This window comes from uncultured Blautia sp., assembly GCF_902497045.1.
Taxonomy (GTDB): Bacteria; Bacillota; Clostridia; order Lachnospirales; family Lachnospiraceae; genus Blautia_A.
On record NZ_CABVDF010000134.1, the window covers coordinates 1 to 7,623 of the forward strand.

Below are 7,623 nucleotides of genomic sequence, written 5' to 3' on the forward strand. Positions count from 1 at the left end.
TTTGAATTTCTTCATAAGAAGTGTTCCATGGATATACCATGACGCTGCAGCCTCTCGCATTTAAGCTTCGTATAATATTTTCTTTTATTCCACAGTCAATGGCCGCCACAAGATAGTTTTCCTGTTTGGCAGCACAGTATCTTATTTCTTTGGAACTGACCTTTTCTACGGCATCTTTCGGAATCTCAAATCCTGCCAATTTTTCCAAGCCTTCTTCCAGCGAGGTCTGCACATCCGTGAGCAGCGCCTTACAGCTTCCGAAATCCCGGATCTTTCTTACCAGTTTTCTTGTATCAATGCCGTAAATACCGGGAATATGATATTGTCTCATCACCTCGTCCAGCGTGGCTGCGCTGCGGAAATTAGAAGGAATATCATTGTAATCTCTCACGGCGAGTCCACCGATAGAGGGTTGTTTTGTCTCAAAATCTTCTTTTGCAATCCCGTAATTTCCAATTAACGGATACGCCATGACTACGGTCTGATACGTGTAAGATGGGTCCGAAAGAATCTCCTGATACCCAACCGGTGCGGTATTAAATACTAATTCTGTTATTTTTTCTTCCTGGCTGCCAAAACTATAACCATAATATTGGCTTCCATCTTCCAGGATCAACTTTTTATTCCATTTTTCCATCTGTTTCATTCACCTTTCGGATAATTTTCGTTCAAATCGGTCCTTTCGGACATCTGCAGGAATACTGGTGGCATAATTCCCACTAAAACAGGCATCACAATATGCATCAGTTCCTACCAGCTCATGAAGGCGTTCCAGCGGAAGATAGCCAAGAGAATCCACCCCAATAAGCATGGCGATTTCTGTCTCCCCATGATGAGATGCAATAAGATTTTCTTCCGAATCAATGTCCGTACCATAATAACATGGATGCAGAAACGGAGGAGCAGAAATTCTCAGATGTATCTCTTTTGCACCCGCCTCCCTTAAAAGGCTTACAAGCTGTCTGCTGGTAGTCCCTCTTACAATAGAATCATCAATCAGAACCACTCGTTTTCCCTGTACAGCCGATGGGATCGGGCTTAACTTCATCTTCACCAGATCAAGCCGTTCTTTTTGGCCGGGCGAAATAAAAGTTCTCCCAATGTATTTGTTTTTAACCAGCCCGATTCCATAAGGGATTCCCGAAGCTTTAGAAAATCCAAGTGCTGCGTCCAGACCGCTGTCCGGGACACCAATCACAATATCAGCCTCGGCGGGCTTTGTCTGTGCCAGTAATTTTCCTGCCTGGATCCTGGCTTCCGAAACAGAAACCTTATCGATCACAGAGTCCGGTCTGGCAAAATAAATATATTCAAATATACAGGTCTTCTGTTTCCGGGTGCCGCAGTGTTCCCGACGTGACTCAATCCCATTCTCACTAAATACCAGGATTTCTCCCGGAAGAAGATCTCTGATCAGCTCTGCGCCTACAGCTGTCAGAGCACAGCTTTCTGAAGCAGCCACATAAGAACCATCCGGCATTTTCCCGTAGCAAAGGGGACGGAATCCATAAGGATCTCTCACTGCAATCATTTTTGCAGAAGACATTAATATAAGAGAATAGGCTCCTTCCAAAGAAAACATTGCACGGCTTACTGCTTCCTCAATACTGGGGGCAGTAAGCCTTTCCCTGGTAATCATATATGCAATGGTTTCTGTATCACTGGTAGTATGAAAAATTGCTCCTGATAATTCCAATTTATCACGAAGTTCTAATGCATTGCTTAAATTTCCATTATGTGCCAGCGCCATTTTTCCTTTCTGATGATTTACCTCTATCGGCTGACAATTATTTCGGATATTTCCTCCTGTTGTCCCATACCGTACATGTCCCAAAGCCATAGTCCCTTCAGAAAGATGTGCCAGGATATCCTCGGAAAACACTTCACTTACCAGTCCCAGATCCTTATAAGAAGAAAATACACCGTCATCATTTACAACAATGCCGCAGCTTTCCTGCCCTCTGTGCTGAAGTGCGTAGAGACCATAATAAACCATTTTTCCAAGATTTCTTCTTTTTCTGCTTAGAATTCCAAACACTCCACATTCTTCATGAACTGCCATATCTGATCACTCCTCTTGTTTACATTTTCCACATAAAGCCGCTGAAATGAATCCCTGAAACAACGGATGCGGCCGGTTAGGACGGCTGGTAAATTCTGGATGGAACTGCACGCCAATATAAAAAGGATGATCTGTCAGTTCAATAGCTTCTACCAAATGGTCATCCGGGGAAGTTCCGCTGATTACCAGACCTGCATCCGTGAGCAGTCTGCGGTACTGGTTATTAAATTCATAGCGGTGGCGATGACGCTCCTGAATGACTGTACACTGATAGCAGTGTTCCATCTGTGTTCCCGGTTGGATCACACATGTATAATTGCCAAGGCGCAGAGTACCGCCTTTGTCTATATCATCTCTTTGCCCCGGCATAAAATCAATGACCTTGTCCCGGCATTGCTCATCAAATTCTCCTGAATGTGCTTCCGGAAGCCCAGCCGCATGTCTTGCATATTCAATAACAGCAATCTGCATGCCAAGACAGATTCCCAAATAAGGAATCTGGTTCTTTCTGGCATATTCAGCTGCTGTAATCATTCCTTCAATCCCTCTGCTTCCAAAACCGCCAGGTACAATAATTCCCTGTATTCCCCTGAAAATCTGCGATACATTTTCTTTCGTAATGTTCTCTGAATCAATCCAGTGAATACGGACATAGGCATTCTGCCCATAACCTGCATGGTTTAAAGCCTCCACTACGGACAAATAGGCATCATGAAGTTTTACATATTTTCCAACCAGTCCAATATGCACCTCCTGAGAACGGTTTTTTATCTGATCAACCATCTTCTTCCAGTCTTCAAGCCGTGCTTCTTTTGCATCTAAATGAAGTTCTCTGCAGACCACAGAAGAAAAACCGGACTGCTCCAGCATAAGCGGCGCTTCATATAAATTAGATAATGTGCGGTTTTCGATAACACAGTCCGGCTTCACGTTACAGAAAAGAGAAATCTTCTGAAAAATAGATTCTTCCAACGGCTGATCACACCGGAGTACAATGATATTCGGATGAATTCCCATTCCCTGCAGCTCCCTTACAGAGTGCTGCGTAGGTTTTGATTTATGTTCATCTGAACCACTTAAATAAGGAACCAGTGTCACATGAATAAACAGGCTGTTTTCCCGTCCCACTTCCAGAGAAATTTGCCTGACCGCTTCCAAAAAAGGCTGGGACTCAATATCCCCAATAGTTCCTCCGATTTCCGTGATCACCACATCTGCGTCAGTCTGTTTCCCTACACGATAAACAAATTCTTTGATTTCATTGGTGATATGCGGGATCACCTGAACGGTAGAGCCCAGGTATTCTCCCCTTCGTTCCTTATTCAAAACATTCCAATAGATTTTTCCTGTAGTCAGGTTGGAATATTTATTTAGATTTTCATCAATAAATCTCTCATAATGACCCAGATCCAGATCTGTCTCTGCACCGTCTTCTGTGACAAACACCTCTCCGTGCTGATACGGACTCATAGTACCCGGATCCACATTAATATAAGGATCTAGTTTCTGAGCAGCTACCTTATAGCCTCTGGATTTTAAAAGCCGTCCAAGAGAGGCTGCTGTAATTCCTTTTCCGAGCCCGGATACCACGCCCCCGGTTACAAAAATATACTTTGTCATAAATATATCATTCCTCTTTCTACTTTTATTTTCCACTTTCTCCATAGTTTGAAAGAACTCTGGCAGAAGGATCATTGACATTACAGCCCTCCCACTCCCTGTTGGGCATCCAGAAGCCGGCGATCATTTTTGACTGACCCGGATAATATTTCTCAAAGATTTCCCTGTACAACAGGGATTCTTTGGTAAAGGGGCGTGCATGGTCATACTTTTCTGATAATGTTTCCATTTGCTGATCTGTATAAACAGATTCTGCATATTCTTTCAGATAATCTACCATGGAATGACCTACTGCATCTGAAAAAGCCGCTTTTTCTCTCCATAGGATTTCTTCCGGAAGATACTGGTCAGCCTGAAATGCATGACGGAGGAGATATTTTCCTTTTCCGTAGTGATTCATTTTCAGTTCCGGATTTACTGACATAACATAAGTCACAAAATCCAGATCCCCGAAAGGAACCCTCGCTTCAAGAGAATTGGCAGATATACAGCGGTCTGCCCTGAGCACATCATACATATGAAGCTCCCGGATTCTTTTCATAGATTCTTTTTGGAACGCCTCCGGGTCAGGTGCAAAATCTGTGTATTTATATCCAAATAATTCGTCTGAAATTTCGCCGGTGAGAAGTACACGGATATCTGTCTGCTCATGAATGGCCTTACAGACCAGATACATGCCCATGGATGCACGTATCGTGGTAATATCATAAGTTCCCAGAACCTGAATCACTTCTTCCAGCGTATCAGTTATTTCCTCCGGCGTCATGTAAATTTCCGTATGCTCGCTTCCAATATACTCCGCCGTCTGCTTTGCATACTTTAAATCAATGGCATCTTCACGCATACCAATGGCAAACGTACGAATTGATTCCTGGCTTTCTTTTGCAGCAATTGCACAGACAAGGGAGGAATCCAGTCCGCCTGAAAGAAGAAAACCAACCTTAGCGTCTGCTACAAGCCTTTTTTTTACTCCTGTGATCAGCAGATCATGGATATTCCGACAGACGGTTTCCAAATCATCCCGGCATATGTGTTCTGTTTTGGTTATATCGCAATAACAGATAAAACTGCCGTTTTTATAATAATATCCAGGCGGAAAAGGCATGACTTTGTCTGTTAGTCCTACCAGGTTTTTAGCTTCACTGGCAAACAGAATCACACCTTTTTCGTCATATCCGTAATAAAGAGGACGGATTCCTATGGGATCTCTTGCTGCAATATATTCCCCTGTTTCTCCGTCATAGAGAATGCATGCGAATTCTGCATCCAGCATGGCAAACATATCTGTGCCGTATTCCTTATACAGGGGCAGAAGGATTTCACAGTCTGAATCACTTACAAAGGTATAACGGCGGGATAAATCCTCTTTCATCTTTTCAAACCCATAAATTTCTCCGTTGCAGACCACATAACTGTCATCCAGACGGAAAGGCTGCATCCCGGACGGTGTCAGTCCCATAATGGCCAGTCTGTGAAATCCAAGAAGACCATTTCCCGTATCGACGATCCGGCTGTCATCCGGACCTCTGGAAATAGTTTTTTTGAAACCTTCCTTAAATTTATCTAAATCGGCTCCCAGACCGCAATATCCCATAATCGAACACATATTTTTTTACCTCCATTTCCGGAACCTGTTCCATGGCTCTCACCTTCCCATATCTGCTGTAAACAGTCGCTCTTTTTTATTATTTTACACTGAAAAGAAGATCTCCATATGTTGGGAAAGGCCAGTATTTTTTTGCCGTAACAGTTTCTGCCTCATCACATGCAATTCTCAGCTCCTGCATTCTGGTTAATACTGTATCCCTGATCTGACAGGACTGCTTCTCAATATCTTTCGTATCCTGAAGTTCTATCAGTGCATTTTCCAGTGCATCTGTCCTTACTGCCATCTGATCTGTAAGTGTAGAGAGTTTTTTTATCAGGCTGTGTTCATAACGGCATGCCAATGTTTCATCGACACTTTTTTTTGCAGAAGCTGTCCCGGCCAGTTCCATTGCGTAGGCTTCCACCGCCGGAATGATTTCTCTCTTTGCCATGTCAACCATGGTATTTGCTTCTATTACAATGGTCTTGCAGTAATTTTCAAGCATAATCTCACATCTTGATTCCAGCTCTGCTTTAGAAAATACTTTATGTGAAGTAAGCATCCTGACATTTTTTTCATCCAGCAGGTGAGGCATACAGTCAGGTGTTGACGGATAGTTCAGAAGGCCTCTTTTTTCCGTTGCTTCTTTTATCCATGCGTCATCATAACCATTTCCATTGAAAATAATCCTTTTATGGTCTTTGATTGTTTTACGAATCATGGCATGAAGGGTTTCTTCAAAATTTTCTGCGTTTTCCAGTCTGTCCGCATAGATTTTCAGGCTTTCTGCCACTGCGCTGTTAAGCATCATATTGGCACATGCAATGCTGTTGGAAGAACCCAGCATACGGAATTCAAATTTATTTCCTGTAAAAGCAAAGGGTGAGGTACGGTTTCTGTCTGTATTATCCCGATTGAATTTTGGAAGTACATCCACACCCAGCTTCATCTGCGTTTTTTCCGCTCCTGCGTAGGGAATATCTTTTTCAATAGCCTCTAAAACACCGTTCAGCTCATCTCCAAGGAACATGGACACCACAGCAGGCGGAGCTTCATTCGCCCCCAGACGGTGATCGTTTCCTGCCGTTGCCACAGACAGCCTCAGAAGATCCTGATAATCATCCACGGCTTTGATCACTGCACACAGAAACAATAAAAACTGGGCGTTTTCATAAGGTGTTTCCCCAGGTGACAGCAGGTTTACGCCTGTATCCGTGGAGATAGACCAGTTATTATGCTTTCCGCTTCCATTCACTCCTGCGAATGGTTTCTCGTGAAGAAGACATACCAATCCATGACGTGCCGCTACTTTTTGCATAATTTCCATGGTCAGCTGATTGTGATCCGTAGCAATGTTGGTGGTTGTATAGATAGGAGCCAGTTCATGCTGTGCCGGAGCCACTTCATTATGCTGTGTCTTGGCAAGGATTCCAAGCTTCCAGAGCTCTTCATTCAGGTCTGCCATGTAGGCCTCCACCCTTGGCTTGATCACGCCGAAGTAATGGTCGTCCATCTCCTGTCCTTTCGGAGGCCTTGCACCAAACAAGGTACGTCCGGTAAATTGAAGGTCTTTTCTTTGATCATACATTTCCTTTGTAATCAGGAAGTATTCCTGTTCCGGTCCTACAGAAGTGGTGACATACGATACCTTTTCATTGCCAAAGAGACGGAGAATCCGAAGCGCCTGCTTATTCAAGGCCTTCATAGAACGAAGCAGAGGTGTTTTCTTATCCAGAGCTTCTCCTCCATAAGAACAAAATGCCGTTGGAATGCATAAGGTTTTTCCTTTAATAAATGCATAGGAAGTAGGATCCCATGCAGTGTATCCTCTTGCCTCAAAGGTGGCTCTTAATCCCCCTGAAGGGAAAGAAGATGCATCCGGCTCTCCTTTGATCAGTTCTTTTCCGGAGAATTCCATGATAACGCCTCCGTTGGGAGAAGGAGAAATAAAGCTGTCATGTTTTTCTGCTGTGATTCCGGTCAGGGGCTGAAACCAGTGTGTGTAATGTGTTGCGCCTTTTGATACAGCCCATTCCTTCATAGCTTCCGCTACAACGTCCGCCACACTGCTGTCTAATTTCTCACCTTCATCAATGGTTTTTCTCAAAGACTGATATACTTTTGAAGATAAGCTTGCCTTCATAACCCTGTCGTCAAAAACCATACATCCAAAGTATTTAGAAACATTTTTTTTCTTCATAATAATGACTCTCCTCTCGTATCAAAAAAGGCAAGGATGTCATTCCTGTTATCCACATGAAAGACGCCCTTGCCTTTTTTATTTAATTGTTACAATGAAAAAAGCGTCTCTGAGATTGTGTTCTCAAAGACGCCCTTGCCTTTACGTGTTGCA

At 43.4% G+C, this 7,623-nt stretch carries 5 protein-coding genes; all 5 read right to left on the minus strand.

Translation table 11 applies throughout. The annotated features are described in order from the left end of the window. A partial coding sequence (locus RDS42_RS10000; protein ID WP_308783536.1) for a carbamoyl-phosphate synthase domain-containing protein occupies window positions 1–637 on the minus strand: 637 nt, incomplete at its 3' end. A gap of 9 nt (window positions 638–646) precedes the next feature. Further along, window positions 647–2,062 (minus strand): amidophosphoribosyltransferase, encoded by a 1,416-nt coding sequence (gene purF / locus RDS42_RS10005; RefSeq protein ID WP_308783537.1) that lies wholly within the window; start codon window positions 2,060–2,062, stop codon window positions 647–649. Between the two features lie 6 nt (window positions 2,063–2,068). Next, window positions 2,069–3,682: a CTP synthase gene (locus RDS42_RS10010; protein ID WP_308783538.1), complete on the minus strand. Its 1,614-nt coding sequence runs from the start codon at window positions 3,680–3,682 to the stop codon at window positions 2,069–2,071. 25 nt (window positions 3,683–3,707) lie between these two features. Then, the gene (asnB, locus tag RDS42_RS10015; RefSeq protein WP_308783539.1) at window positions 3,708–5,288 is read right to left on the minus strand and encodes an asparagine synthase B; all 1,581 of its coding nucleotides are present in this window, start codon (window positions 5,286–5,288) and stop codon (window positions 3,708–3,710) included. A gap of 79 nt (window positions 5,289–5,367) precedes the next feature. Further along, on the minus strand, window positions 5,368–7,470 hold the full coding sequence (locus tag RDS42_RS10020) for a glutamine synthetase III (RefSeq protein ID WP_308783540.1): 2,103 nt from the start codon (window positions 7,468–7,470) through the stop codon (window positions 5,368–5,370). Window positions 7,471–7,623 lie beyond the last annotated feature (153 nt).

What these genes read in the sequence shown, in the direction of transcription:
- purF (WP_308783537.1), bottom strand. Translation starts at nt 2,062, where the DNA reads ATGGCAGTTCATGAAGAATGTGGAGTGTTTGGAATTCTAAGCAGAAAA.
- RDS42_RS10010 (WP_308783538.1), bottom strand. Translation starts at nt 3,682, where the DNA reads ATGACAAAGTATATTTTTGTAACCGGGGGCGTGGTATCCGGGCTCGGA.
- asnB (WP_308783539.1), bottom strand. Translation starts at nt 5,288, where the DNA reads ATGTGTTCGATTATGGGATATTGCGGTCTGGGAGCCGATTTAGATAAA.
- RDS42_RS10020 (WP_308783540.1), bottom strand. Translation starts at nt 7,470, where the DNA reads ATGAAGAAAAAAAATGTTTCTAAATACTTTGGATGTATGGTTTTTGAC.